This window comes from Collinsella sp. AM29-10AC (genome assembly GCF_003469085.1).
Lineage (GTDB): Bacteria > Actinomycetota > Coriobacteriia > Coriobacteriales > Coriobacteriaceae > Collinsella.
Map to the genome: position 1 here is coordinate 47,206 of NZ_QSKB01000002.1, position 26,714 is coordinate 73,919.

17 protein-coding genes are annotated in these 26,714 nt (G+C 59.7%); 1 reads left to right on the plus strand and 16 read right to left on the minus strand.

The annotated features are described in order from the left end of the window. Positions 1–230: 230 nt before the first annotated feature. The 16 genes from gatB to DW754_RS01310 form a co-directional block, all read right to left on the minus strand. A complete protein-coding gene (gene gatB, locus DW754_RS01225; protein WP_117759129.1) occupies positions 231–1,907 on the minus strand; it encodes an Asp-tRNA(Asn)/Glu-tRNA(Gln) amidotransferase subunit GatB in 1,677 nt (558 codons plus the stop codon). Continuing rightward, entirely contained in the window at positions 1,907–3,421 is a 1,515-nt protein-coding gene (gene gatA / locus DW754_RS01230) for an Asp-tRNA(Asn)/Glu-tRNA(Gln) amidotransferase subunit GatA (protein ID WP_117833459.1), read from the minus strand. Before gatA ends, gatB begins: the two co-directional genes overlap by 1 nt. Further along, positions 3,421–3,732, minus strand: a complete 312-nt coding sequence (gatC, locus tag DW754_RS01235; protein ID WP_055250987.1) for an Asp-tRNA(Asn)/Glu-tRNA(Gln) amidotransferase subunit GatC — start codon at positions 3,730–3,732, stop codon at positions 3,421–3,423. The genes gatA and gatC overlap by 1 nt, the downstream gene beginning before the upstream one ends. Positions 3,733–4,058: 326 nt before the next feature. Continuing rightward, the gene (locus DW754_RS01240) at positions 4,059–4,976 is read right to left on the minus strand and encodes a class C sortase (RefSeq protein ID WP_158561596.1); all 918 of its coding nucleotides are present in this window, start codon (positions 4,974–4,976) and stop codon (positions 4,059–4,061) included. Positions 4,977–5,108: 132 nt separating this feature from the next. Next, a complete protein-coding gene (locus tag DW754_RS01245) occupies positions 5,109–5,882 on the minus strand; it encodes a hypothetical protein (RefSeq protein WP_117758187.1) in 774 nt (257 codons plus the stop codon). Next, the gene (locus DW754_RS10860) at positions 5,864–6,832 is read right to left on the minus strand and encodes a MarR family transcriptional regulator (RefSeq protein ID WP_147336361.1); all 969 of its coding nucleotides are present in this window, start codon (positions 6,830–6,832) and stop codon (positions 5,864–5,866) included. The genes DW754_RS01245 and DW754_RS10860 overlap by 19 nt, the downstream gene beginning before the upstream one ends. Before the next feature lie 512 nt (positions 6,833–7,344). After that, complete coding sequence (locus tag DW754_RS01265; protein WP_117758190.1) at positions 7,345–9,156, minus strand: isopeptide-forming domain-containing fimbrial protein; 1,812 nt, start codon at positions 9,154–9,156, stop codon at positions 7,345–7,347. A 121-nt stretch (positions 9,157–9,277) separates the two neighbouring features. Then, entirely contained in the window at positions 9,278–10,936 is a 1,659-nt protein-coding gene (locus DW754_RS01270) for an isopeptide-forming domain-containing fimbrial protein (RefSeq protein WP_117758191.1), read from the minus strand. Then, positions 10,929–14,420: a Spy0128 family protein gene (locus tag DW754_RS01275; protein WP_117758192.1), complete on the minus strand. Its 3,492-nt coding sequence runs from the start codon at positions 14,418–14,420 to the stop codon at positions 10,929–10,931. Before DW754_RS01275 ends, DW754_RS01270 begins: the two co-directional genes overlap by 8 nt. A 505-nt stretch (positions 14,421–14,925) precedes the next feature. Beyond that, the gene (locus DW754_RS01280) at positions 14,926–15,747 is read right to left on the minus strand and encodes an HAD family hydrolase (RefSeq protein WP_117758193.1); all 822 of its coding nucleotides are present in this window, start codon (positions 15,745–15,747) and stop codon (positions 14,926–14,928) included. A 211-nt stretch (positions 15,748–15,958) separates the two neighbouring features. Continuing rightward, positions 15,959–17,245 (minus strand): MFS transporter, encoded by a 1,287-nt coding sequence (locus tag DW754_RS01285; RefSeq protein WP_158561597.1) that lies wholly within the window; start codon positions 17,243–17,245, stop codon positions 15,959–15,961. 265 nt (positions 17,246–17,510) lie between these two features. Continuing rightward, positions 17,511–18,815 carry a molybdopterin-guanine dinucleotide biosynthesis protein B gene (gene mobB / locus DW754_RS11225; protein WP_117758195.1) on the minus strand — a complete coding sequence of 435 codons (1,305 nt, stop codon included), beginning with the start codon at positions 18,813–18,815 and terminating at the stop codon, positions 17,511–17,513. A 4-nt stretch (positions 18,816–18,819) separates the two neighbouring features. Continuing rightward, positions 18,820–19,875 (minus strand): GTP 3',8-cyclase MoaA, encoded by a 1,056-nt coding sequence (gene moaA / locus DW754_RS01295; RefSeq protein ID WP_233508830.1) that lies wholly within the window; start codon positions 19,873–19,875, stop codon positions 18,820–18,822. Between the two features lie 235 nt (positions 19,876–20,110). Next, positions 20,111–21,148 carry a hypothetical protein gene (locus DW754_RS01300; protein ID WP_117758196.1) on the minus strand — a complete coding sequence of 346 codons (1,038 nt, stop codon included), beginning with the start codon at positions 21,146–21,148 and terminating at the stop codon, positions 20,111–20,113. A 216-nt stretch (positions 21,149–21,364) separates the two neighbouring features. After that, positions 21,365–23,263, minus strand: coding sequence for an ABC transporter ATP-binding protein (locus DW754_RS01305; protein WP_117758197.1), 1,899 nt, complete (start codon positions 23,261–23,263; stop codon positions 21,365–21,367). After that, complete coding sequence (locus tag DW754_RS01310) at positions 23,256–25,085, minus strand: ABC transporter ATP-binding protein (protein ID WP_117758198.1); 1,830 nt, start codon at positions 25,083–25,085, stop codon at positions 23,256–23,258. The genes DW754_RS01305 and DW754_RS01310 overlap by 8 nt, the downstream gene beginning before the upstream one ends. A gap of 260 nt (positions 25,086–25,345) precedes the next feature. Here DW754_RS01310 and DW754_RS01315 point away from each other — a divergent pair, with 260 nt between their 5' ends. Next, a complete protein-coding gene (locus DW754_RS01315) occupies positions 25,346–26,692 on the plus strand; it encodes an MATE family efflux transporter (RefSeq protein WP_117758199.1) in 1,347 nt (448 codons plus the stop codon). Positions 26,693–26,714: the final 22 nt, after the last annotated feature.

Here is a 26,714-nt window from a genome sequence, read left to right on the forward strand (position 1 = left end):
TAAGTTCAACAAAGGTTAACTTTTTGGAAACTATGGGGTCCAAATTCCATTCAGCCCACCTGACCCGAACGGCCGAGTCGTTGCAGAACCCGGGAGCCCCGGCAGGGCGGGTGCTTGCTCAAAATGAGTTCCGCACGCAAAGAAGGCCACTTAATGTGGCCTTCGTCTTGCGCAGGACTGTTCGAAATTTTGAGGAAGCGCCCGCCCTGCCGGGGCTCCCGGGTTCCCGTTTACGAGAGCGACGTTCTCAGCAACTCGTTGAAGAGCTTCGGGTTGCCCTTGCCGCGGCTTGCCTTCATGCACTGACCCACCAAAAAGCCGATGACCTTCTGGTTGCCGTCACGATACTGCTGTGCCTGCTCGGCACAGTTTGCCAACACCTCGTCCACAATCGGCTGCAGCGCGCCGGCGTCGCTCACCTGACGCATACCGCGCTCGTCGACGATCTTGTTGGGGTCGTCACCGGTCTGGGCCATGGCCTCAAAGACCTCGTGCGCCTGGTTGGAGCTAATGGCATCGGTCGCCAACAGCTTGGCAAGGGCTGCCACCTGAGTCGGCGCAATACCGGACTCGGCGAGTGACACACCCGCGCCCTTAAGGTAGGCGATCATCTCGTTGACCAGCAGGTTTGCGACCGTCTGGGCCTCTTTGCCAGCCATACCGGCAGCGGCGGCCTCAAAGAAGTCGGCAAACTCGGGGTCGCCGGCGATCTGCTCGGCGTCGGCCGTCTTAATGCCAAAGTCGGCCTCAAAACGGACGCGCTTGGCATCGGGCAGCTCGGGGATCTCGCCACGGCAGCGGTCGATAAACTCATCGTCCAGATCGAACGGCGCCAGATCGGGGTCGGGGAACAGACGATAGTCGTCGGCCGTCTCCTTCACACGCATGACCACGGTGCGCTTGCGGCTGGGCTCCCAGTGACGGGTCTCCTGGTAGATAATGCCGCCCTCCTCGAGCACCTCGGCCTGGCGGCAAATCTCGTAGGCAAGGCCATCGTGCAGGCTCTTAAACGAGTTGAGGTTCTTGAGCTCGGTCTTGGTGCCCAGCTTGGTCTCGCCGCGGCGACGCAGCGAAACGTTGCCGTCGCAGCGCATGGAGCCCTTCTCCATGGAGCAGTCCGAAATGCCCAGCGTCACAAAGATGCGACGGAGCTTCTCCATAAACAGACGCGCTTCCTCGGGCGTGCGCAGATCGGGCTCGGTGACGAGCTCAATCAAAGGCGTGCCGCAGCGGTTGTAGTCGACGAGCGACTCGGCAGCGGCGGTAATGCGGCCCTCGGCACCGCCCACGTGGACCATCTTGGCGGCATCCTCCTCCATGTGGATGCGCAGGATGCGGATGGGCACCGTGTAGGAACCGTCCTCGCGGCGCTCAGGCATCTGCAAGCTGGACGCGTCATAGCTGGCCAGATGGCCGGCACGCTGGTTGCCCTCGCGCATGGTCGACGTCATGGACGTGGACAGGCCCTCGGCGTTGGCCGAGGCGCTCGCCAGACTCTGGGCCTCGGCCTCACCAAACGCGCAATCGGGGCGCTCGGCGGCACCGCGACCGGTCACGTCCAGGTCCAGGTGACCGTACATGGCAAAGGCGACCGGACCCTGCGTGGTCTGGAAGTTCTTGGCCATGTCGGGATAGAAGTAGTGCTTGCGGTAGAACATCGAGTGGCGCTGGATCTCGCAGTTAGTCGCGAGACCGGCCTTGACGATGCTCTCGATGGCGCGCTTGTTGGGCACCGGCAGCGCACCGGGCAGGCCCAGGCATACCGGGCACACGTTGGCGTTGGGCTCGTCATCGTGGCTGAGCTTGCAGTTGCAGAACATCTTGGTATCGAGTGCGGTGAGCTCGGTATGGATCTCCAGGCCAATCACGGCCTCCCAATCCTGCAGGACCTCGGAAAGCTCCTTCATTACAGCTCGCCTCCCTTCCCGGCAAAATCGGGCGCGACGGAAAGCGCGGGCGCGCCCGTGGCGGTATCGGCAAAGCCGCGCTCCAGGGCACGGGCAAACGTGAGCAGCTGACGGTCCTTAAAGGCGGGCCCCACCAGCTGGGCAGAAACGGGCAGATGAGTATCCTCGCCCAGGCCCAGCGGCACCGAGATACCGCCGTTGCCGCAAATGTTGAGCGAGATGGTGTACAGATCAGAGAGATACATCTGCGTGGGGTCGCTGATCTCGCCAAACTTAAAGGCCGTGCGCGGCGATGCGGGCATGAGGATGGTGTCCACCTTGGCATACGCGGCGTCGTAGTCCTGCGTGATGAGCGTGCGGGCCTTTTGCGCAGCGTAGTAGTACTTGTCGTACACGCCCGAGCTCAGCAGGTAGGCGCCGAGCATCTGACGGCGCTTGGCCTCGGCGCCAAAGCCGTGGGCGCGCGACAGCGAGCTCTGGTCGGACAGGTTGGCGCAGCCCTCCTCCTGATAGCCGTAGCGAATGCCGTCGAAGCGAGCCAGGTTGGAGAACGCCTCGGCCGGGCCGATGACGTAGTAGGCGGCGATGGCGGCGTCCAGGTGCGGCAGGTCGACCTCGACCAGCTCGGCACCCTGGTTCTGCAGCTCCTGGGCGGCGCGCTGAACAGCGGCCTTGACCTCGGGCGTCAGGCCCTCGGCCTCCATAAACGCAGGGATGATGCCCACGCGCTTGCCCTCGATGCTGTCGTTGAGATGCTCGGTAAAGTCGACGGCGCAATCCTGGCTGGTGCAGTCGTACGGATCGTGGCCCGCGCCGGTAAGCGCGTTCATGGCCAGCGCGACGTCCTCGACCGTGCGGCCAAAGGGGCCAACCTGGTCCAGCGACGAGCCAAAGGCAACCACGCCGTAACGGCTCACGGCGCCATACGTGGGCTTAAAGCCCACCACGCCGCACAGCGACGCCGGCTGGCGAATGGAGCCGCCGGTGTCCGAGCCCAGCGAGAGCGCGACCTCGCCCGCGGCGACGGCTGCAGCGGAGCCGCCCGAGGAGCCGCCGGGCACGCGCTCGGTATCCCAAGGGTTGTTGGTGCGGTGGAACGCCGAGCTCTCGGTGGAGCTGCCAAAGGCAAACTCGTCCATGTTGGCCTTGCCCATGGGCAGACAGCCGGCATCGAGCATGCGCTGAACGCAGGTGGCGGTGTAGACGCTCTGGTAGTCCTCGAGCATGCGGGAAGCGCAGGTGGTGCGCGTGCCCACGAGGTTCATGTTGTCCTTGATGGCCAGCGGCACGCCCGCGAGCGGGGGCAGCGGCTTGCCTGCGGCGCGGTCGGCATCCACGCGCGCGGCGGCCTCGAGCGCAAGCTCGGGCGCCACCTGCAGGAATGCCTGGACCCCGCCCTCGCGCGCCTCGATGGCAGCAAGGGAGGCCTGGGCCACCTCGGTAGCGGTAAAGTCGCCGGCGGCAACGCCCGCGGCGATCTGGGCGGCGGTAAGGGAATCGAAGCTCTGCGCCATTACTCGCTCTCCCCCTCTCCCAAAATGGACGGCACGCGGAAGTAGCGGTCGCGCGCGCTGCCGGCGTTTTCGAGCGCAACGTCGAGCGGCAGGTCGCGCTCGGGCTCGCGCAGGTCATCGCCCATCACGTTGGACAGGCTTCCGATAGGATGGAACGTGGGCTCCACGTCGGGTAAGTCATATTGCAAGACGGGCTCGAGCATCTGGACGGCGTCGTTCATGTAGGACGTCATCTGGGTGAGCTCGTCATCGGTCAGTGCGATCTTTGCGTACTCGGCAATGCCGCGCACGTCTTTCTCGCTGAGTGCCATAGGCGCTCCCTTCCGCATAACAGATAAACCGCTCTAGTATACAGGGCAGCGCCGGCTTGGAGCAGGCGCTTTACCCAAATGCAGCGAAAACGTAACGAGGGCGGCGGGCTGGCAGGCGGCGGGCCAACGGTTCCGCAGCGAAACCGCACCGTCCGTAGCGAAAACTGTCCCTCCCACAATGGAAACCGTCCCGCCCACAACGATAACCATCACAACATTCGACGCTTTTCGTCAAAATCGCGATTTTCATCGAATGTTGTGATGGTTTGGAAGCCCCGACCACCGCAAAGGTGCCTGTCCCCATTGTGGTGGTTCTGAACAATGTCTTATGCCGAGGCCTTGGCCTTGCGGCGCTTGCGGACCGCGTGAATCACGATGTCCAGCAGCAACAGCACAATGGCCACGACCACAATGAGCACGGCGAACTCGCGCTTGCCCCAGTGGCGGCCGGCCAGCGACTTTTGCTTGTCGACGTCCTTCTTGTTGTACTTAGTGCGCACGCAATGCACCAGCAGACGGTGGTCGTTCACGCCGTAGGGCGTGCAGGTGACGAGCGTCACCTTGTCGGCGCCGGACTCGATAGCCAGCGACTCCATCTCCTCGGGCAACACGACCTCGGAGTCCACCATCTTGTAGGCGAGCGTCTTGTTCATAGTGTGCATCAGCACCAGGTCGCCGGGCTCCAGCGAATGGATGTAGTCGAACATGCTCAGGTTGCGCATGCCCGAGTGCGCGGTGAGCACGCAATGCGTCGAGGTGCCGCCCACCGGCAGGCTCGTGCCCTCCAGGTGGCCGACGCCCGCCATAAGGACTTCTTCGCTCGTGCCGTGGTAGATGGGCATACTCACGTCGATGGAGGGGATCTCGACCCAGCTCATCATGGGGTCGCGGTCAAAGATGAGCTGCTGAGCATAGGGCTCGATCTGGTCGGCGGGGAGCTCGGTGGCCTCGCCCGCCAGCTGCTCGTTAAAGGAGCGTGCCTGGAGCAGGATGCGCTCGCGCTCCTCGGCAGACAGCGCGTCCACGGTGCTGGACACGGTGCTGATCTGGTTGAACACGCCCGAGGCCTCGAGCCGGTCCAAGATCCACGGCCAGGTCATAAGGCCCACGCCAATAAGGATGATGACGATGGTGATGAGCCGGTCGGCCCAGCGCGGCAGCCGCTTGCGGCGACGCTTGGGCTTTGGTTGAGGTTTGGGCTGAGGGCTTGAGCCGCCGTTGGCCGCGACGTTATTGCTCTTCATATGTTTGGCGCCCTGCACCATCGCCGGTCACTCCTCTATAGCTCAAGTTGTCTAAACAAATAATAGCCGAATTGCGAGCTTCCGCGCCGGGTAACGCAGTTAGACTGCACCGTCCGGGCCACGTAACCCCACTCAACCAATCAAGCCATATGTTGCTTTCATCGTCTCGAGCAACTGCACCATCGTTGCGCCCACAACCCCGATCTGTTTCAGATTGACGTCGCCCACCTCACAATCTTTAACAAACGCAAGCATATCGTCCTTCAGTTCTCCGCACAGGTCGACACCTTCCGACTCGCCAAGCAGCTGAGCAAGCCTCAGCGCATCGCGTTTATGCTTTTTTACCTTCTTCGAATCAACGTTCTCCCCCGCTTCCCTTCTAGCTTTTAGGTCGAGATACGCCTTCGCTTTGAACGGGACAATGTATTCCGTACCCAGGACCGAAACGCCGCCTACGGTCCGAATTCCCCGAAGGAACAAGCTGTAGTAAGCATCGTCCAACAAAATTGCCGAAAGACTGCTTATGTTTTCATCAACGTGAATTGGTGCCACATCAATCCCCTCACGACCCTTTAGAAAGTCGGGGCACTTCGCAAAGAGCTCGATCATATGGGGGTAACCCGGCCTCTTAGGCTCTGTAAACCGATAAAAACATGAGCCTTTGCCTTCGCCCCAGCCGCAGCGGTAACCGCCATCACGCACCAAAGTCCATATAGCTTCTGCCGTCTGAGGCAACCGGTCATCGGCGACAATTACCACATCAAAATCGTGAGTCATCCTAAACGGAAGTCCCGCCTCCGCGAGCAAAATGTCGCATGCCGTGCCGCCGATAAGGGCATACGATCCTGCAGCTTCTTGCATATGCTGCTGAAATTCTTGGAGACCTTCTACAGCGCTTCTTGCCATGGATATTCCTTTCCAAACATGCGATCGACTTCGAGCTGAATTCGCTCATCGTCGATTGCCGCCAAAGATAGCGCAAGCGAAATGTCATCGACGCGGGAGGAGTCGGCAAACACGGGCGCATAGCGCCACACTTGGATCATCGCCGTGTCGTTATCCGGCAACTCCCCGTCTGCGACTTCGAGGTCGCTCAGTTGACGCCATGCACTCCTTAAGACGGCCTTTTGTTCCATGCCCGGCGCAGCGAGCATCGAACGCGCAGCGAGCGCCGTCTCCCCGGCGTCAACAAGATAGTCGATCTGCGGCGTCTTCCTTGCAAAAAAGACCTTCGAGACAGGCGAGGAGAGCTCTGCCATGTGTTCGCTAAGCAGAAGATCAACGGCAACAGGGAGCACGACGACACGTCGCTCGCAACGCTCGCGCCTCGCGAGTCCCCTGTCGACAAGCTCGGTTATGGCCTCACTCGCACGGCTTGCCGAGATCCCAAGCGCACGACAAAGGTCATAGGGACGATATGGCTCCTGGGCTGCTCCCCAGATTGCGGCAGCCTGTGCGTTGGGTGACATCTTGGACGCGTGATTGCGAGGCCGGGCACCGCCCCTCTCCGTGCAGGCTGTGCCCATAAATGGAAGAAAAGCCTGTCTGCCTGGGCAGACAAAGGGAATCCCTTGTGCGATCAATGCTTTGCGCTGACGTGCATCGGCATCAGGAAACGAAACGACAACAGGAGTCTCCGCGCGCAAGGCTAGCTGACTATAGACTCTCTTAGCCTCGGGAAGCCCGACGCCAGTAGGCAAACTTGCAAGCAAAAACGAAAAACCGTTTGCGTCAACAGCGCGGACCTCAATCGTCCGCAGATGCAGCGGCAAGTGTGCGGATCCAGGCCAAGTTTTGGTCTTGGCGGAAAGGCCTAGTGCTTCTTGTAAGTAGATTAGCGCTTCGTTCATTTCCATTGTTTTCGTTCGATTCCAGTTTGTATTGGAATTATACATAATTTTCGGAATTAATGAGATACCGTTCGTGCATAAGCCAGCATTTGCGTTTTCAAAATGTCCCGAATCGGCGAAGCGATTCGGGATACAATGTCAACAGAAAACGACGCACCCCGCGTAAGTACTTAGGAGCGCGGGCGGCCTAGTTTTCAGCTTTTGTTAAATGCCCGGGATCCGACCCCCGGGCATTCTTATTTGCGCTTGTTGCGGCGCAAATGCCTTCTACCGTCCGCACCGCGCGTGCGCCTACGGACCTTAAACCGAACCTCATACGAGTCAAGAAACGCGATGACGAACGAGCCCGCATCGGACGGTGGAGGCTGGCTGCGTTGTCCCAAAAAACAGGGCAGACTCCAGTGCGGAGTCTGCCCCGAAAAGAGAATGGCAAAGCAAGAACGTGGATGGACGAGAAAAGTGTCCGCAAGTCTCATGGCCATCACATCCCACCTGCCAAAGGGATGGGTGAGCGAGCGTTACTCCTGCTCGGACTCCTCAGCCTGCTTACGGCTGCGGATAAGGTGCGCCACGCCGATGCACAGCACCGCGCCACCAGCGATCCAAGTGAACGTCACGCCGTTGAGACCGGTGAGCGGGAGGCCAACCTGTTTGGTATCGCCAACGGTGATATTGAAGTAGCCATCGGTGACCTTCTCCGAGCCGTCCTGCGCCGTTAGCTTGTTATCACCGGCATTCTTATCGGTAAGGCCAGCGATGACCTTGTCACTCTGGTTCTTGCTATCAAGCGTGCCAGAGAGCGCAGTAAGACCAGTGTCCGGATCATTGGCGCTCATGGTCGGCTTGATCTCGAAGGTGAAGGGTTCGACCTTAGTGTAACCATCGGGAGCAGAAGTTTCCGTGACCGTATAGACGCCAGCATCGAGACCGGTAAGCTTAATGACACCATCGGCGCCCGTCGAAAGTTCGACCATGTCGTCGCTCAGAGCACCGTCTTTCGTGACATATTTAACTTCTGTGCTTTTCTCGTCACCGTTAGTTGTAATGGTGAACTTAGCATCTTTCAATGCCTTCTCGGTACCCAGGTCGACCTTGTTGATCTTGAGGCCGTAGGTGTAGTCCTTGACGGTGTCGGGCGCCGAGGTGCCAGTGCCTGCGACCATGGGGTTGTTAGAATACTCGAGCGTAACAGTATTGGGGTTGCCCTCCAGCTTGTTGTTGTCCCCTGCAATAACCGCCTTTGCGTTGAGCTTTGCCTCGTAGAAGACAACAATCTTGGTGTTGGCATCGATCGTAAGCGGTCCGACATTTTTCGCGGTGGCCGACTTCAGACCCTTTTCGCCCTTACTAAAATCGACTACCAGGTCACGACTGGAATCAGTGGGTTTAGTCACAGCGTAGCTAGCCGGAGCAATCTCGGTATATGCATCACCGTTCAGTGCATAAACGCTAAGCGAGTCATCGACGAAGTCAAGACCCTTCTCCAGCGTATCCTTAAACTTATAGGAATAAGAGTCATAGCTGGCGTAGTTATCTGCAATCGTACCGGTTAGCTTATAGTTCACTTTTTGACCAATCTGGGAGTCGGCAGCGTCCTTCCAATTGGCCTCTGCCACCCCAGTAATGGCACCGCCCGTCACCTTAGAATCATCAAGAATCTTTTTCTCAACCGTGGGGACGCTGGTCTTCTCATAAACGGTCACAACGCTACCACCCACGACCGCAAAGATCGGGGACGTGCCGGTGTTCTTTTTGGTAGCACCCAGGCTATCCCCGTTGGTCACAAACAGGTAGTAGCCGTTGCCATTCGCCGGATCAGGAGTCCAAGAAACACCAGTAGCGATGTTAGTCGAGGCAGGATTCTCACTCTTAACGGCATTCGCAACTGCGTAGAGAACATTGTTGGTAGCGATTCGCGTTCCATCAGTCGATGTTGATCCTGCAGTAGTGGAACCCGCATGTGCCATGAGGAAGTCGGCTACTTCCTGGGCCGTAGGACTGTCAGACAGCTGGTCCTTAGCCTCCAAGCTGTCATAACCCTTCCAGTCTTTCGTAATGGCATCAATCACCTTCTCGCCAACCGTATCGCTTGCCCACGTGATGTTCTGAGCGGTCTTGCCGCCGTTTTCAGCGTCGGTCACCGTAGCCTTAAAGATCTGGTATGCCTTGAACTTGGTGCTCTCGTTACCCTCGACCTGGCTGATTATGATGCTATTGCCGCCCTCCGCAGCAAACGCCATCGTGACCGGGGCCATGACGCCGCCGAAGCTCAGCGCTGCGGTGAGGCCGGCGGTTACTGCCAGGCGTGCGATGTTCTTGGATGTTTTCATGTTGGGACCTCTTTCTTGGAGGTTGCTTTAATTCACGTCATCATCAAAAGCCAGCAGGCGTATTTCCCTGCGCGCCACTCGCTACGGAGGCAGTACGCCATTGAGCAGGGGGGGGGGACAATTATTTATCATGGCGACCTCCTCCCCGCTTGATGACGAGCGCGACGACAATAGCCACTACTCCGATGACGGCCAAAGCCGTTACCAACACCAACGTTCTATCTCCCGTCGAGGGCATAAAGCCTCGACTCACTTCGTTACTTGGGGTGTTAAGCACCGACAACTCGACTAAACCCTTCCCGGCATCGGCGGCATCAACTCGCAGAGGGCTTTCGGCCGATACGGTCACCTTAGGCTTGGCGGCGGCCACCTGGTCGACGTCCAGGCCCTCGGCCTTGACCGTCACGGAGCGCGTGCCCTCAAAGGCGGTGTAGCCCTTGGGCGCCTTGAGCTCGCGGACCTCCAGCTTGCCCGAGTCCACGCCCGAGACGGTCACGCGGCCGTCCTCGCCCGTGGTGACGGTGGCCTTGCCTTGCGCATCCCACGTGCCGTCGGCCGCAAGCGTGCGACCGCGGTCGTCGGCGATGCTCAGGACCGCCCCGGGCAGTGGCTTGTCGCCGTCGCTGCCGCGCTTGGTGAGTGCGAGATCCCAGGTGTAGGCGCACGCGTCGTCGCTCGGCGTGCGAGTGAAGCCGGCGTCGCCGGACTGGTCGGCAAGAGGAGAGCGCGGGTAGCGCAGGTAAACCTCGTTGGGGTTGCCCTTCGCGATGCCGTGGTTGCACGCGCTGTTGAGCGGCGCGTTGTACACGGCGATCACGCGGGCGCCCGCGGTAAAGGCGTCGGCCCCGCCGAGCGCGGCGACCAGGTCGCCGGTGCGCACGGTGAAGGTCTTGCCGTCGGCCGCTACCTTGGTGGCGCACTGGGCCGTGATGTCGGTCCAGCCCTTCGCGGGCTCGGTGCCGACGCGGCCGTCCTTACCGGTCGAGACGGCGTCGAAGCCGCCGTCCGCGCCCGCCGCCACGTATACGCGCATGCTCGCGGCCACCTTGGAGGGGTCGAGCCCCGCGCTCATGGTGTCGACGAACTGCACCGCGTAGGTGTCGTAGGCGGCAAGACCCGCGGGAATCGTGGCCGAGAGGCGCCAGTACAGGTCGTCGCCGACCGTGGCGTCGGCGGCCTTGCCCCAGGCGGCGGTGCTGTCCTCCAGCACATGCTTGGCCACCTTGGGAGTGGCGGCCTTGGGCTTGACGGTGACGGCGCTGCCGCCGACCAGAACCATGACCGGCGCGGTGCCGGCCTCGTTCTGGGAGATGGCGTCGTCGTCGGCGACGATGAGCCAGTAGCCACAGGGCAGCTCGGCCGCCGTGCCCGCGTTGAGGGCCACGGACACGGCGCCAGAGCTCCGGAGGGAACGAGCGAGCTGTGCGCTCAGCGCGCTCGTAAGGTGGGAATCGGTGTTGAGCCGCTCGGCAGCTTCCTGCGCGGTGGTCTGGGAATTGGGCATACCAGCGCTATGCAGCACAGGCAGCACGGCGTCGCGCACGGCGTCGCTTGCCCAGACAAGGTCGGTGGCGATTTTGGCATCGTTGTCGTCATCGATGACGTTGGCGCTAAAGATCTGGTAGGCGTTGTAGCTGCGCGCCACGGTACCGCCCACCGTGATGGATCCGGTCGTACTCGGCGCGGCCTGCGCGGATGCGGGGAACACAACCGCGCAGATGCCGATCAGGAGGGCAAGCAGCGCAAACAAGATCGGGAAGGAGCAAACTTTCTTATTCACGACGCTCACCTCCCTTCGCGCTCGCCTTGCGACGAACGTGCATCCAGGCCGCAGCGACGCAAAGCATCGCCGCGCCGGCAAGGTACGTCAGAGTGACGCCCGACATACCAGAAAGGGGCAAAGAGGTGGAGTAGGTGTTGATGAAGGTGGGGATGGAGGTCGGCTTAGAAGTATCGGATCCGTCGTTGTATTTCACCGGAGTTTGAACGGCTTCGTCGATGGGGTTGCCGTCAGCGTCCTTGGTCTGGGTGTAGGTCACATTCGTGGCAGCGATCGTGCCATCTTTCTGATCCGTCATCGTTACGTCAAGCTTATAGACCGACTGATCGAACTTGTAATGCGAGAAAATCGAACTTTCATTCTTCTCGCACACGTAGTACGTAAAGGTCTTGGAAGCGCCACGGCCCGTAGGATCACCGGCAGTGAAGGGATTCTTCGTGATATCAGAGAGCGAGTACTTAATCCCCTCACCAGACGCATTTAAGAACGAAAGCGTCTGGGACTTGTCGCCATCGACCCAAGTCTTAACCGTCTGAGCGTTGTTGAAGTCCGGGTTATTCGCAAACTCGAGCGTAAACTCCTTCATCTCGCCACCCTTAACGACCTTAGTCGCCTTAGGAGTCCAGGAGCCGCTGGAGGTGTACGGAGTGTACTTGTTGGTGAAGGTCTTTTCCGCGTTGGAGTCGATAATCGAATAATAGCCTTCGCCGTCTCTTTCCATAATGCCCAGCGCTTTTGTTGAACCTCCGGAGCGCCTGGTCGCACTCACGCTTGTAATCGTATAGTTATGGACGTAAAGCGGAACGTTCTGACTTGAATCATCCTTCTTCGGCACATTCATGAGCAAAGTTTCGTTGTCCGTGAGCTGCACCTCGATCTCGTACACAGTGTGGTCGTACTCAATGTCAGAGTCTCCACCGGTCTGTTCGACCAAGTAGTATGTAATCTTGTTAGCCACAACAGTCTTATCTACGAACTGTTCACCAAGGTCAAACGTGATGTTACCTTCAGCGTCATTCTTGGCAGACCCGACTAAGGTGCAGTCACCATCGCTGAAAGAGTCATTTTTCCAAGAAGGCGCCGTCGCAGTATCCGAATCCTTGCGATAAACCGCGAAAGAAAACTGATCTTTTGTGAGCATTTCTTCTTTTTCGGTTTGCTTATTTTTCAGCGCCTTTGACGCCTTTAGCTTAAGGCTTGGGTAGACGTACGTATCCGCAGGCACGCCTAGGTACAGGTCGCCGTTCGACATGATGCCGCCGCCATGGTCCCAGGAATAGTTGCCCGTGATGAAGGTTGTAGCAGCCGCCTGTGCATTATTTGCTTCAGCGTCGCCAACATGAACATCCGAAGTCAATCCGATACTCCGATAAATCTGCACGCCGCCATCGGCAGGAATTTTTATAGCTTCTTTGAGCTCTTTGCTTCCCGAATACTTGGCGTCTCCGCCGCCGAGCATCTTGCCGATTATTGCCGCAAGCGGTTCCTTATGGCCATCCTTTGCCGCAAGGAAGAAATCGGCATGGCCGTTCTCGCGGAACTTCTCCGAGTTGTATGCATCTTGATCTTGATTCTTTTCGCTACCGCCACTTGAAAGATGGGGCTTGCCTTCATTACCACTGTTAGTTGCCGGATCGTAACCGTTGGCATTGTGCTCATCGCCAGCAGCATTGTGCTCAACGCCAGCAGATATATTGCCAAAGATTGCAGTGCCGTCAGTGTTCGTCACCAGCGTCTTGCCCGTCGGGCAGACTGCAACGCCACCACCATAGCCACCGGCGGTATTGCTGCTAATGTACGAGTTGTATACAAATAATCTACCAGCAGTATATTCCTTACCCGCATTCGAGTTTCCCTGGACAAAGATGCCGCCGCCGCCCCAGTCAAAGCGAGACATGCAATGGTTATTCGTAATGTAGACCTTGCTGCTCGTAGTTCCGTTAATCATCGCGTCAACCATCTGGCCCACACGAATGCCGGCACCCTCGGATCGGTTGCTCACATTAGAGGCAATAATTCCTCCCGTGATATTCAGCCACGCCATTCCAGAACGAGAAGACTCCTCATTTCGATCCACATCGGTAACGTAAACGCCGCCACCGGCTTCCTCGGAATAGTTGCCAGTAATCTGGCCGCCGGAAATGGTGACATGGGCGCCGTTATTGGCAGCAAGCCCAGCACCGCCATGGTCACCCCAGCCATCGTGGCCGCAGAACTTAGCCATTCTATTATTCGTGATATAGCCATCAGAAACGGTCACGATGCCGCCCTCGGCCATAATGCCGCCACCGAGTCCCGCGCCGAGTGTGCTATTACCGGAGATTATGCCATTAGTTATGGCAACCTCGGAATAACGGGCATACACACCACCGCCCCTATTAGCGCTGTTGCCGGCAATGACGCCGCCAGTCAGTTTAAGGGTCGAGACGTCGCCTTTCTCGTTGGATACCATAATGCCCGCGCCGTCACCCGAGCCGGAAGCGCCGCAAACGTATCCGCCGCTCATATTGACGGCAGAGCCGTTCTCGGCATAGATGAGGTTGCCGACGTTGCAGTCCTTTTTCTGCGTAATAGCGCCACTTTCGAGGTTAAACGTGCCATGTTGGTAAACGTTAATGAGCCTCATCTTGGAGTTCTTGGTGACTCCAACAATTGCACCCTTAATAGTCGCCTTGTACTCTTTGATCTTCTCAGTGGTACCTACACCACTTGCAGCCGATTCGGTTACGTAATAGGTAAGATCTTCCGGAACTTCATTACCGTCATAAGACATTATTGCCGTCTTGCCATAATTTTCAGGTGTCAGGTGCTCGTCCTTATCTTGCAGCTGCTGGCCGTCGGCAACTTTCTCCGGTACTTTCCCGGAATCCATGACCGTAAGCGTCGCATAATCTGCAACATCGAACAACGGACTGGCACTACTATCGTGCTTAATCTTGAAGCCATTTAAGTCCAAGGTGATCTTGGTGTTTGCCCCTTCAAGCCGAATCTCATCGTCGCACTCAATATCGGCAGTTAGCTTAAAAGTAGCAGCACCGTTTCCATCGCGTAGATCCTTGTTAAGGAGCTTTGACTTCAGATCTGTCCCGCTGCTAATTTCATGAGTCGGTTCATTCTCTGCAGCAAGTGAGATTGCGCCCTCGCCGTTAGCACCGTCATCCGCACCCTTGGCTTCCGCACCATCAGCAGCCGAGTCTGCGTCGACGGTATCCTCGCTCGCGTCATCCTCGGCATCATCACTATTCTGGTTTTCGGCATCCCCGTTAGTAGTGTTTTCTACATCAGTAGACTCACTTGAAGAACCCCCCCCCATCACAGTTTCCTCGGTAGGAGCTGCCTGGGCATCGTTGGCAATGGCCTGCGAGATCGGGGGCATGACGAGCGACAGTACCAGGCTCAAAACGGAGGCTCCGCACAAAACGCCTGCCAGTACACGGCGCGTCGCTTTTTTACTCTGCTTAGATTTGTCTGAATTCGCTTTCATCGATGTCTCCTCCCCAAGAGACCGCGATCTTGCTCTTTCCCTATCAAACGTATCTGCGCAATCTGTAATTGCGCTCGCTAAGTGATGCAATTATAACGATTGTTTAAACATCTGAGCAGCAAAACCGACATTTTTGTGCAAGTTCTTAATTCTCTTGACATTTACTCAGATTTACCTTCGTTTATTCGCTATCTATTTTTTGTTTCTACCGGTAATTAAGTTAGTTATCAGTTTTTTAATAGCATTTTATTTATTTGCACAACCTTTTGCTCAAGAGCAAACATCCTGTGAACGGTCGAAAATCGACCGTGAGCGGTAGGTCATTAACCGGAAGGAATATCCTACCAAACTGATGAGAATATCTTTAACCCACCGATGGTTAGAAGCATGATGTTCAGACAACTATATTTGAATTTTCGTGCAGATTCTAGGTAGCAATTCGCCCAAATCGCCTGAGGCCACCACAAAGATGCCTGCCACCTATTGTGGTGGTTCTTCCCCGGTGCTACAGCAGGTGCTCCTGGATAAAGATCGCGATGCCGTCTTCGTCGTTGCTCGCGGTTACAAAATCGGCGGCGGAGCGAGTGGCATCGCTGCCATTTGCCATGGCCACACCCACGCCGGCGTCAGCCACCATGCAGGTGTCGTTATCGGCATCGCCAAACACGCAGATGTTCTGGAGCTCCATGCCGTTGAGCTCTGCCACGCGCACCAGGCCGCGCGTCTTGGACACGCGCGGATCCATGAACTCGTAGAGCCGCTGCGTGGTCTGCAGAGCCGCCGCCTTAACGGTGTTATCGGCAAACGTCGACGCCCGCTCAATCACCCGCGGCATTACCTCAGGCGCCATGGTAAACATCACCTTGGGCTGTGGCTCGCGCAAAAACTCGGCAAAATCGACCACCTGGTAGGGCACGCCGTCGACGCGCGACAGGTGCTCGACGCACGCGTTGCTCTCGGGCACGTAGAACACGCCGTCTCGGGGGCAGACGGGCGTTGCCGGAAGGTCCGCCATGTGCTTGCAGATGCGCGCGATGGTCTCGCCCGACAGCGGATAGCTCAGCTCGTTGATGTCGTGCGCGCGGTCGATGACCTCGGCACCACCGCAGCCCACGAGCACGTCCACCAAGCCTTCGATGCCCCAGAGCTCGTACATGGCCTCGGTCGCGTGGGCGTCGCGCCCGGTGCACAGGCCAAAGAGCACGCCGCACTCGCGCAGGGCGCGGATCGCCGCCACGGTGCGCGGGGACACCGTGTGCCGGCTCGTGAGCAGCGTACCGTCGATATCGCAGAACACGGCTTTGATGTGGCTGAAGGTGGCGTCCATGGGGGCCTTTCTGAGTTGTGCGGCGGTGTGGGGTGTATTCGCAAACGGCGTACATGGTATACCAAGGCACAGGCGCGGCCCGTCAAAGCAAAAACCACCACAAAGGTGCCTGGCCCCCTTTGTGGGGGAAGTGGCGTTTGTGGGCCAAACCATCACAACATTCGATGTTTTTCGGCAAAATCGCGATTTTCATCGAATGTTGTGATGGTCTTTACTGCCTTGCGGCACGATCAAAATGCCGGCGCCCAAACAGCAGCAACGCCGCGGGGACTGCCGTCACGACCATGCCTGCTCCGATGAGCGTCTGCTGCACGCCAAACGTCGCCGCCAGCCACGGAGCAATCGCCAGCGGGGCCACGCCAGCGAACATATTGCCAAAGCCCATGACCGAATTGACGCGACCAAGCTGCTCGAGCGGCGCCGTCGTTTGCACGATGGTGTTGTGGAACGGGTTGACGACACCCCAAGCTATGCCCAGGGCGACCTGACCGACAAGGGCCACACCCACGTACGGCGTCCCCACATAGAGCAGGCTTCCCAGGCCCACGGACATAAGTGCCACGAGCAGCGTTTTTAGGTTGACCAAGTGCGGCGGCAAGCGGAGCGCGGCCACGGCGCCCAGCACCGCGCCCACACCGCTGGCCGACGAGAGCCAGCCCATCCATTCGACACCGACGTGCAGGACACCGCGGTAGAAGAACGACTCCAGCGGGTCGAAGGCACCGTAGCCAAAGTTTGAAAGGAAAATAATGCAGAACAGCAGGGCAAGGACGCTGTTGGTAAAGACTGTCTTGATGCTGGTCGCGAAGGTGACGCGGGAAGATGTGTTGGGGTCGGGGCTTTGGCTGGCAGTGATTGCCGTTGTACTGCTGTCCGCGGGAGTACTTTCACGCGCGGCGACGCGAACTGCTTGCGGTCTAAAGCCCCAGCCGGCAATAAACGCCAGCACGGTAAAGAGCATCATGAGAACAAACACCGCGCGCGACGACGCAGCAGCCGCGACAAAGCCACCCAGCGTGGGGCCAACGATGATACTCACGTTTGAAAACATGGCGATGGCGGAGTTGATGTCTTTGAGCTCGACAGGATCGTCGGTGAGGTAGGCCGGATAGGACGTGGCGATGGGCTGGGCGAATCCCATCACAAAGCCCAGAAACACCGCGCCGAGCAGGACGACGCCGGTCGCGCTACCAAAGGCGATGATTGCCGTGCCAGTTGCAAGAGCACCGACGATGCTCAGCAAGAAATGGCGGCGCGGACCCCATGCATCGAGCGCAGCACCGCCCGCAAAGGATCCCAGGATCACGAAAACGTTCATGAACAGGACGGCCAGCGATGTCGCGACGACCGAAGCGCCGTCCGCATAGGTGAGCGTTCCGATGACGCCGATAAAGTAGCTGGTCTGAAAACCGGTGTAGATGAGAAAGCGCATCGCCACCAGGCGCTTGGCCTGCGCGGACAGCGATGATTGAGGCTTTGAGAAAAGGGAGGCGAGCATGGAGACTCCTTGTTTCATACGAATGCGGACGGCGGGCATTCGCCACCGTCTGTCAAATCAATCAATCCGCATGAAACATTAAGGACGCATCAAGCCCCTTTTCTCCGTTTTTCGCCCGTCATGAACTACTTGGTAGATTGTAAGGCATGTCCCACACATCTACCAAAGCAAAAACCACCACAAAGGTGCCTGGCCCCTTTGTGGTGGAAGTGACGTCTGCCCAGATAAAACCTGCCAAAACAAACCTGTCCCTTTTTGGCAGGTTTTAGGCCAGATGATCTTGGATGAGGTCGCAGATGGCTCGGGCGTCGTTGATGTTGATGGCTCGGGTCGCAAAGCCGGCGTCGAAGGCCTGACGCGCCAGGGCCTCGTTGCAGGCAAGGGCCAGCGTGTGACCGTCGACCAGATCGAGCGAGCTCTTGCCGCGCAGACGGTCGACACCGGAGCGCGCCACCACGATGTTGTCGAAGCCCTCGGTCTTGTAGCCCTCGATGATCACCACGTCAACATCGTTGTAGCGCGACAGCAGCTCGCGCGCGAGCATCTCGTCCTCCTCGCGCGTATCGGCGTACTCCGCCCAGCGCGTGGCGCAGATGAGTCCCACGTGCTTGGATCCGGCCTGGTGATGGCGCCACGTATCCTTAGCGGGCACATCGATATCAAAGCCATGATGCCCATGATGCTTGAGCGAACCTACGCGCAGGCCGCGGCGTGTGAGCTCGGCGATGACCTTCTCGACGAGTGTGGTCTTGCCCGAGTTTTGGTAGCCGATAAACGCGATCGCGGGAACGGCCGGTGCCGGAGCTGCGGGCGCAACGGCGACGGGTGTGCCCGCGGGTGCATTGCCCGCGGCTCCCACGGCCTCAACAGTAGCGGCCTGGCGTTCGGCACGATCCCACACGCCCGAGCGACCGCCCTCCTTGTGCAGCAGGCGCACGTCGACGATCTCCATGCCGCGATCGACGGCCTTGCACATGTCATAGATGGTCAGACACGCGGCACTCGCGCCGGTCAGGGCCTCCATCTCGATGCCGGTCTTGCCCGTCACACCAGCTGTAACCAGTACGTGAAAGCCAACCTGCCCGTCCACGCGCGCCGGCGCCCAGCCCTCGGGCACGTCCTCGGCCGGCGTCCCCGCCGGAGCGATGGGCGCAATGTCGCACTTGCTCTTGGTAATGAGCAGCGGATGGCACATGGGGATGATGTCGCTCGTGCGCTTGATGGCCATGATGCCCGCCACGCGCGCACAAGCAAGCACATCGCCCTTTTTAGCGCGGTCCTGCAGCACCATGGCCTGCGTCTCGGGGTGCATGAGGATGGTGCCCTCGGCGATGGCAATGCGATGGGTCTCGGCCTTGTCGGACACGTCCACCATACGCACCTCGCCCTTGGCGTCCACGTGCGTGAGCTCGTCGCGACGGGCGTCACGGGCGGGCTCGGTGGCAGCACCGGCAGTCGGCTGCGCGGACGCGTCGGCGTTGCCAGCATTCGCCGCAGCCGTGACTTTGTGGGCAGACATCGCGGCCCTGCGAGCGGCCTTGGTGGCATCGGCGTACCTGCTCTTGGCCATATGATCACCCTCCGATTTGGGACATAAATCGTTGCGTGCCCTCAATTATCGCGTGTTCCTGCGGTTTGTGGGCCACAGCATCGCGCCAAATCGAAAGTACCTGCATATCATCACCACGGCGCAGCGCCTCACGCACCGAATACTCGGCATCGCTGAACAGGCACGGACGCACGTTGCCATCGGCCGTCAGGCGCAGACGGTTGCAGTTCGCACAAAAATGATTGGACATGGCGCTGATGAAGCCGACCGTTCCCGCCGCACCCGGAAAGCGCCAGTAGCGCGCAGGGCCCGCGCCGGCAGGAGCGTCGTTGATGTCGAGCGGCTCGAGGTCGCCCAGTCCCACCGCGGCGGCCCCGGCATTGATGCGCGCCCGCAGCTCGTCGCTCGGCACGGTATCGCTCGCGTCCCACAGCTCGGGATTGAGCGCGGGCGCATGCGGGTCCACAGCGCAATGCGAGCTCGTGCGCTCGTCGCCAATGGGCATGTATTCGATAAAGCGCAGGTGGATGGGGCGGTCGAGCGTGAGCCGCGCAAGGGCCGCCACATCCTGGTTGAGTCGGCGCACCACAACGCAGTTGACCTTAACGGGCTCAAAGCCCCAAGCCAGCGCCGCGTCGATGCCGGCCATGGTCTGCTCGAGCCGACCCAGGCGCGTGATCTTTCCAAACAGCAAGGGGTCGAGCGTGTCGAGCGAGATGTTGACGCGGTTAAGCCCCGCGTCTTTGAGCTGCGGCGCCAGCTTGGGCAGCAAGGCGCCGTTGGTGGTAAGCGAGATGTCCTCGATCTGCGGAATCGCGCGGATGTCGCGAATAAGCGGAATGATACGGCGGCTGACCAGCGGCTCGCCGCCCGTCAGGCGCACGCGGCGAATGCCCTCCCCCGCTACCAAGCGCACAAAGCGGGCGATTTCCTCGGCGCTGAGCAGCTCGTCGTGCGCGCGGGGCGCCACGCCATCGGCCGGCATGCAGTAAATGCAGCGGAAATTGCACTTGTCGGTAACGGCAATACGCAGGTAGTTGATATCGCGGCCAAAGCCGTCATGTTGCACGTGTCCGTCCACGCAGGCCTCCCCTCACGCGGCGTTTTATTCTTCGGAAAACATAATACCCCACGGGAGAATCACGCCGACACCCGTACGACAGGACAGGTCGCTTCGAGCAAAACGAACTTCCCAAGCCCATCCTCAGCACACAAACCATCACAACATTCGATGCTTTTCCCGATTTTGGCAAAAAACGTCGAATGTTGTGATGGTTTGCCTGCCCACGGCACCCCGTAGAAGGACCAAAACGCCCCTAGAGGCCGCCGTCCCAGTGCCGAATCACGAATTCTCGCAGGTCGTTCTGACGTTTCTGGAACGCTTCGCTTCGGTCGCACTTAAGGCCTATCGCAAGCGCGATGGCGTTCATCGCCCGGTGCAATTGCAGCTGATGGGCAAACTGAGTCCCGGTGAGGACGATCATCCTAAAGCCCAGCGCGCTCAGCACGGTCATGCGCTCCGCATCCGACGCGCTGCGCTGTTTATCAAGATGGTCCGAGCCGTTATATTCAATCCCCGTACCGCTCGCAGGTGCATATACGTCGATCTCGAAATACCCGGCCTTTGCGAGATACTTGAACTCGCTGGGAACATCAACCCGATGGTTGAGCTCGATCTTGGCGTATCCCAGCCCTCCCTGGGAACGTTTTGCTACGACCATGATTGCGGTGGCCGTCTCCATGGGCGATCGCGCGCCATCGTGCACGCGCCTGAGCACGGCGGCCGCGCGTATAGCCCCCTGACGAGATCGGTTCTCATTGCAATAGGCAATCAAGTCGGCAACGGTATACCTCTGCCCCATCTCGACATAATCGTCCGTCGACAGATGATTCAAATGGTATCGGGCGCAGATTTCGTAGCCATATTCCAGCTGCTCGGGCTCGCTCATCCACGAACCCGCTTGAACAAAGCACATGGCCTCATCAACCACTAGAAGGCCCTCTGCCACCTCGATAAGATGGCCTGGAGGTACCGGCGCCCCAAACACGTGGCACCTAAATCCAGCCGGCGTCGAGCGCTCAAAATCGAAGTTGACGAGCGTGTCGATATGATCGAGCTCTTCTCGTGGAATACCAAGCGAAACCAGATAGTCGGTAACGATCCCAACTGCCGTTGAAGCCCTCAGTCCCTTGGCATCGAGTCCCAATTTGGGCAGGCTCGCAGTCGGCTCCGCCTCGCTAGCAAGCGAGTCCTCATCGTATAGGCTGCTTGCTCGCGAGAGCGGCTCGGACGGGCGCGCCACGTTGTGGTACAGCCAGGCAGTCTTATGGGACAAGACGATCGGCAGGTCCATGAGCCCTCCAATGGAGTCGGATAACCAACCTTATTCCCCTGCCCACGGGTCCGCACACCTTCGTGCACAAGAAAGCGATTCCACCCGGCCGAGTGGCAGAAAAACCATCACAACATTCGATGCTTTTCTCGATTTTGGCGAAAAACGTCGAATGTTGTGATGGTTTGAGGCTAGGTGAGGGGGCACGGAGGGCTCAAAGCATCGTGCTCGAACGGGTTAATCCAGCTCTTTTAAGCCATGCGCGAGCTGCCAGTATTCGCCGTGCTGAGCGAGCAGCTCTTCGTGCGTGCCGCGCTCGATGATGCGGCCGTGTTCAAGGACCATGATGGCATCGGCGTCGCGGACGGTGGACAGGCGGTGCGCGATCATAAACGTGGTGCGTCCGCGCATGATGCGGTCCATACCGCGCTCGATGAGCTTTTCGGTACGCGTGTCGATGGAGCTCGTGGCCTCGTCCAAGATGAGCACCGGCGGGTCGGCAACGGCCACGCGCGCGATGGCGAGCAGTTGGCGCTGGCCCTGCGACAGGTTGGCGCCGTCGGCCGTGACCGGCGTGTCGTACCCTCTAGGCAGGCGGCGGATAAACGAATCCGCGCAGGCTGCCTCGGCAGCGGCGCGCACTTCCTCGTCGGTCGCGTCGAGCTTGCCAAAGCGGATGTTCTGCGCAATGGTGCCGCTAAACAGGTGCGTGTCCTGCAGCACAATGCCGAGCGACCCACGCAGACTGGCCTTGGCAATGTGCTTGACATCGATGCCGTCGTACGTGATCTCGCCGTCATCGACCTCGTAAAAGCGGTTGATGAGGTTGGTGATGGTCGTCTTTCCGGCGCCCGTCGAGCCCACAAACGCGATTTTTTGCCCCGGCTTGGCAAACAGGTTGAGGTCCGTGAGCACACGGGTGCCCGACACGTAGGAAAAGTCCACGGCATGGAAGCGCACGTCGCCGGCAAGCGGGACCAAGCCGCACGTGAGCTCGGTACCGTCGGCAGCCACCGCACGGCCCGACTCATCAACGGCAGCCACATCATGCAAGTGCCCGTACGCGCCCACGCCCTGGCCCTCGGGAATCTTCCACGCCCACGAGGCGTCGCCCGTCTGCACCAGCTCCACGCAGCCCTCGTCCACCTCAGGCTTAAGGTCCATAGCCGCAAACAGGCGCTCGGCACCGGCCAGCGCATTGAGCAAGAAGTTGCCCAGCTGCGTAAACTGGTTGATGGGCATGGCGGCCTGGCGTACGAAGACCAGATAGCTCGCAAGCGCACCTACGTCGGCGAGTCCCTTGATGCAGAGCATGCCGCCCGCCACGGCGACGACGGCGTAGTTGGCATAGCCGATCACCACGGTCATGGGCACCATCGAGTTGGCGTAGGCTTGCGCGGCGCCACCGGTGCGGCGCAGTTCTTGGTTGCGCACGTCAAAACCAGCCACGTTGGCCTGTTCGTGATTAAAGACCTTGATGACCTTTTGGCCCGAGACCATCTCTTCGATATATCCGTCCAAATCGCCCAGCGACGCCTGCTGAGCGGCAAAAAAGCGCTTGGAACGCATGCCCGAGTAGCGCGCGTACAGCACAATGGCCGCGTCGCACACGAGCGTGATAATCGTGAGCTGCCAGTTGAGGATGATGAGCATAGCCGTGGTGCCGACCATTTGGATGCTCGCCTGAATCACGTTGGCAAAGCTGTTGTTGAGCGCCTCGGAGACGGTGTCGACGTCGTTGGTAAAGAAGCTCATGATGTCGCCCGAGCGCGTGCTGTCAAAATAACTGAGCGGCAGCGTCTGGATGTGCGCGAACAGGTCGCGGCGGATATCGGATACCACGCGCTGGGCCGCACGCACCATAATTTGCGAGTAGCCCAGAGCGGAGAGTACGCCCACGGCGTAGATGATCGCCGTCAGGATGACCTGCTTGGCGAGCAGTTCCTCCCCGCCCGTGGCCAAACCGTTAACGATGGGGCGCACCATGTAGGTGCCGGCGAGGCTCGCGATGGCGGCGACGGAGGCGAGCACGCCCACCGCGAGCAACGAGAACTTGGCATGCCCCATGTAGGAGAGCAAGCGACGCACAGTGCGCTTGAGGTCGGCAGGGCGTGCTTGGGCTGCGGTCTTAGGCATGGCGCTCACCCCCTTCCAAGGGCGATTCGCTGGGGACGGAGGAAAACTGATCGTTCGCGCAGCGATCGTCGCAGCCGTCGCCGGTGTCTGCGTTCCCAGCGAACTCCATCTGCGAGGCATAAATCTCCTGGTAGATGTTGTCGCCCGCCAGCAGCTCCTCATGCGTGCCCACGCCGTGGACACGGCCGTCGTCCAACACAATAATGCGGGCGGCATCCATGACGCTCGCAATGCGCTGCGCAATGACAATCACCGTCGTGTTGGGAATCTGAGCGATATGCTCGCGGATCTTGGCGTCGGTCGCCATATCGACCGCGCTGGTCGAATCGTCAAAGATGAGCACACGCGGATGCTTGAGCAATGTACGCGCGATGCACAGGCGCTGCTTCTGCCCGCCCGAGACACCGGCACCGCCCGGGCCCAGATAGCCGTCAAGGCCGCCGATGCGATCCAGGAACTCGTCCACGCATGCCGCCCGGCAGGCACGCAGGAGCTCCTCGTCGGTGGCATCGGGCGCGCCCCACTGCAGGTTCTCGCGCACGGTACCCGTAAACAGCACGTTCTTTTGCAGCACAATGCCCACCGCGTCGCGCAGGGCAACCAGGTCGTAATCGCGCACATCGCGCCCGCCCACGAGTACGGCGCCTTCGGTGGCGTCGTACAGGCGCGCGATCAGCTGCACAAGCGAACTCTTGCCCGAGCCCGTGCCGCCGAGCACGCCCACCGTGGAGCCTGCCTCAATGCAAAGGTCAATATGCTCGAGCACATCCTCGGCAGCATCCGCGCGGTACTTAAACGACACGTCGCGAAACTCGATGCTTCCGTCGGCCACCCCGTGCACGGCAGCGGCAGCGTCGGGCGCTTGGATAAGCGAACGCTCGTCGAGCACCCGTGAGATGCGCTCCACGCTGGCAAGTGCGCGGGTGAGCAGCAAAAACACGTTGGAAATCATCATGAGCGAGTTCATGATCAGCAGCACATAGCTCATAAAGCCCGTGAGCGAGCCCACGCCGAGCTCGCCGGCAAGAATCATGCGCCCGCCGATCCACAGAATGGAAAGCGCTGCCACGTACATCGACAGCTGAAACACCGGCAGGTTGAGCACGGCGTTGCCAAAGGTCTTCGTCGCGGTGCGCGCAAGCTCGGTATTGACGGCATCGAACTTGGCCTCCTCGTGCTCGGCACGCACGTACGCCTTGACGGCGCGCACGGCGGTGAGGTCCTCCTGCACCACACCGTTGAGATGGTCCATCGAGGTCTGCAGCTGGCGGTAGAGCGGGCTCACGCGCACGGTAATGATACCGAGCACGATGGCGAGCATCGGCAGAATGACGGCAAAGACCGCCGCGAGCTCGCGCGAGAGCGCGAAAGCGTAGACGAGGCCCATGACCAGATTTACCGGCCCGCGCACCATGGGGCGGAAACCGTTACCTACGGCGTTTTGAATCACGGTGATGTCGGTGGTCATGCGAGTGACAAGCGAGCTGGCGTCGTAGTTGTCCAGATTGCCAAAAGCGAGCGTCTGGATCTTGCGATACTCGGCCTCGCGCAGGTTAGCGCCCAGCCCCGAGGCGACGCGAGCAGACGTGCGTGCATAGCCCAAGCCAAGTACCAGCGAACATGCGGCGCATACCAGCATATACGCGCCCTGCAACAGCATGTAGTTGATGTCGCCCGCGGGCACGCCCACGTCGATGATATTTGCCATGATGACCGGGATAAACAGCTCGAGCGCCGTCTCGGCCGTCACAAAGAACACGCCGAGAATGGCATCGCGGCGGTATGCCCCCAGATAGGAAAACAGAATCTTGAGATTGCGCACGCAGGTTCATCCCCCATCAAACGTTGTTCGCAAACCCACGTATTATGGCGCGCCATGCGGCGGTGTCAAGTGTTCCGAAATCGATTTCTGCAAGGCTAGTGCAGGCGCTAAGCTCGCAAGGTGCATCTCTGTATTCAATTGGAAATGAACGCGAGCGCGACTTTTTTCGCCCCGCTGCCAACATAAACCTTGACTCTACAATCGTTGCAGGGTTTTCACTACACTGGTAGCAAAACGAACCCAGCCAGAAAGCCCCGCCCATGGAACACGACCTCACACGCGGCAACGTCCTCAAGACCATCGCGGTCTTTGCCCTGCCTTATATGCTCTCGTACTTTTTGCAGATGCTCTACGGCATGGCCGACCTGTACATGATGGGGCAGTTTAGCGGCGCCGCCGGCATCACCGCCGTGGGCAATGGCGCGCAGACGCTCTATATCATCACTGTGACGCTCGTGGGTCTGGCCATGGGAACGACGGTCATCGTCGGCCACGCCGTGGGCTCGCGCCGCTTCGACCGCGCCGAGGCCGCCATCGGCAACACCATCACGCTCTTTATGGGTGTCTCGGTGGTGCTGGCCGCTGTCTTGCTCGCACTGTGCCCGCAGATCGTGGCGCTCATTGGCACGCCGGCCGAGGCGGTCGAAGGCACCGCCGCCTACCTGCGCATTTGCTTTATCGGCATTCCCTTTATCGCCGCGTACAACATCCTCTCGGCCATCTTTCGCGGGCTGGGCGATTCGCGCTCGCCCATGTACGTGATCGGCGTGGCGTGCATCATCAACATCGCGCTTGATTTTCTGTTTATCGGCCACATGGGGCTCGGCCCCGTGGGCGCCGCACTCGGCACGGTCATCGCACAGACGGCCAGCGTTGCCCTCGCGCTCGTGTGGCTCAAAAGCCGTCGCACGAACATCCACGTTAAGCGCAGCGACCTGCGCCCCCAGCCCGAGGTGCTCGGTAGCATTCTTAAGATCGGCGTGCCCGTGGCCGTGCAGGACGGCTGCATCCAGGTGGCGTTTATGTTCATCACCGTCATCGCCAACCACCGCGGCCTGGTCGACGCCGCCGCCGTGGGCCTAGTCGAGAAGATGATCAGCTTTTTGTTCATTGTGCCGAGTTCCATGGGCGCTACCGTCAGCGCGCTCACGGCGCAAAACGCCGGTGCGGGCAAGGGCGACCGCGCGCGTCAGGTGCTCAAGGATGCCATGACCATCTCGGTGGTGTACGGCTGCCTGGTCACGGTGCTCATGTGGCTGGTGGCACCAGCGTTTATCGGCTTTTTTGCCAAAGACGCCGCGGTGGTCGCCGCCGGTACTGGCTATATGCACAGTTATATTCTCGACGCGATTTTTGCCGGCATCCACATTTGCTTTAGCGGCTTTTTCGCTGCATACGGCAAGAGCTACATCGGCTTTGCGCACAACGTGCTGGCCGTGGCGCTCATTCGCGTGCCCGGTGCATGGCTGCTGTCGAACGCCTATTCCGACACGCTGTTCCCCATGGGTATCGCCTCGCCGTGCGGGTCGATTCTGTCGGCGGCCATCTGCGTGATTGCATTTACCGTGCTCAACCGCCGCGGAACTTTTGACAAGCTGATGGCGTAGCGGGGCAACGCGAGCCTGGCGC

Coding starts and splice junctions, on each gene's coding strand:
- gatB (WP_117759129.1), bottom strand. CDS start 1,907: ATGAAGGAGCTTTCCGAGGTCCTGCAGGATTGGGAGGCCGTGATTGGC.
- gatA (WP_117833459.1), bottom strand. CDS start 3,421: ATGGCGCAGAGCTTCGATTCCCTTACCGCCGCCCAGATCGCCGCGGGC.
- gatC (WP_055250987.1), bottom strand. CDS start 3,732: ATGGCACTCAGCGAGAAAGACGTGCGCGGCATTGCCGAGTACGCAAAG.
- DW754_RS01240 (WP_158561596.1), bottom strand. CDS start 4,976: ATGAAGAGCAATAACGTCGCGGCCAACGGCGGCTCAAGCCCTCAGCCC.
- DW754_RS01245 (WP_117758187.1), bottom strand. CDS start 5,882: ATGGCAAGAAGCGCTGTAGAAGGTCTCCAAGAATTTCAGCAGCATATG.
- DW754_RS10860 (WP_147336361.1), bottom strand. CDS start 6,832: ATGGAAATGAACGAAGCGCTAATCTACTTACAAGAAGCACTAGGCCTT.
- DW754_RS01265 (WP_117758190.1), bottom strand. CDS start 9,156: ATGAAAACATCCAAGAACATCGCACGCCTGGCAGTAACCGCCGGCCTC.
- DW754_RS01275 (WP_117758192.1), bottom strand. CDS start 14,420: ATGAAAGCGAATTCAGACAAATCTAAGCAGAGTAAAAAAGCGACGCGC.
- DW754_RS01280 (WP_117758193.1), bottom strand. CDS start 15,747: ATGGACGCCACCTTCAGCCACATCAAAGCCGTGTTCTGCGATATCGAC.
- DW754_RS01285 (WP_158561597.1), bottom strand. CDS start 17,245: ATGCTCGCCTCCCTTTTCTCAAAGCCTCAATCATCGCTGTCCGCGCAG.
- mobB (WP_117758195.1), bottom strand. CDS start 18,815: ATGGCCAAGAGCAGGTACGCCGATGCCACCAAGGCCGCTCGCAGGGCC.
- DW754_RS01300 (WP_117758196.1), bottom strand. CDS start 21,148: ATGGACCTGCCGATCGTCTTGTCCCATAAGACTGCCTGGCTGTACCAC.
- DW754_RS01305 (WP_117758197.1), bottom strand. CDS start 23,263: ATGCCTAAGACCGCAGCCCAAGCACGCCCTGCCGACCTCAAGCGCACT.
- DW754_RS01315 (WP_117758199.1), top strand. CDS start 25,346: ATGGAACACGACCTCACACGCGGCAACGTCCTCAAGACCATCGCGGTC.